The following is a 771-nucleotide window of genomic DNA, read 5'->3' as shown; positions in this document are numbered from 1 at the left end:
CGCGCCCGACATATATCAACATCCGCGGCGTGCCTTACAGGGCCGAGCTGCAGGAGACGGACGGCGGCTCCCGTGTTCGTATTTATCCTGAAGCTGGCTGAGGAACGCGCTTGGGCTGCAACCTCGGGGCAACGGGGCAGCGAACCGGGGAAGTGTCCACCGTCCAGCCACTGGCATAGGCTTGCTCGCGCCACGGGCGCCTATGGGAAGCGGCCTGCGCGATGACGGCATAAGCGTTTGGATAAAAGGAAATGGCAAAGGCAAAATTCAACTTACTTGGTGCCGAGGTCCGCGCAGCACTCGAGCGGCTGCTCGATGTGCTGGCAGACCTGGGACTTACCGCCACGCCGACAGGGTCCGGCTTGGCCGCAAGCTGATCGGAACACGCCTCAAGGAAGAAATGGGCTTTAAACCGCTGCGGCGGCGACAGTGCTTGGCATCACGCTTCTCGGCGGCGCGGCGGCGGCATGGCCGCTAGCGGCGCGGGCCTCGCGCATGTCTATTCGATCAGGATCAGACCGGGAGGGAGTGACTCGTCGTACAGACTGGCCCGGTCGGATCGTCCGATCGGAACGAACCCTTTGATTTTTGCGGTCTGCGGCGCTGGGACGCCGGATTTCTCCAGCTTGCTGGCAATCAGGCCGCGCAAAGGCATGGGTAGGTCCAGGCTCCGATCGTCGACGACGCGCGCGGCCCGGAGGAACAGAATCTGCAGGTCGAGCAACTCGGGCGTAGTCCAATCTGTCAATCGGCTTGCAAATTTGACCCCCC

The 771-nt window shown here is 62.9% G+C and carries 2 protein-coding genes; one reads left to right on the top strand and one right to left on the bottom strand.

Annotation, left to right across the window (positions count from 1 at the left end; translation table 11 throughout):
• Positions 1 to 251 precede the first annotated feature (251 nt).
• Positions 252 to 377, top strand: coding sequence for a hypothetical protein (locus CWO89_RS49035; RefSeq protein WP_283813353.1), 126 nt, complete (start codon positions 252 to 254; stop codon positions 375 to 377).
• Positions 378 to 499: 122 nt separating this feature from the next.
• Here the strand turns inward: CWO89_RS49035 and CWO89_RS44820 are convergent.
• Positions 500 to 771 (bottom strand): hypothetical protein (locus CWO89_RS44820; RefSeq protein WP_130584451.1); only part of this gene is annotated, 272 nt, incomplete at its 5' end.

Origin of the sequence: Bradyrhizobium sp. Leo170 (genome assembly GCF_004296405.1) — a bacterium.
In the GTDB taxonomy this organism is placed as follows: Bacteria; Pseudomonadota; Alphaproteobacteria; order Rhizobiales; family Xanthobacteraceae; genus Bradyrhizobium.
The sequence above is the reverse complement of the archived record's forward strand: the minus strand, read 5'-3'. Positions and strand labels throughout refer to the sequence as shown.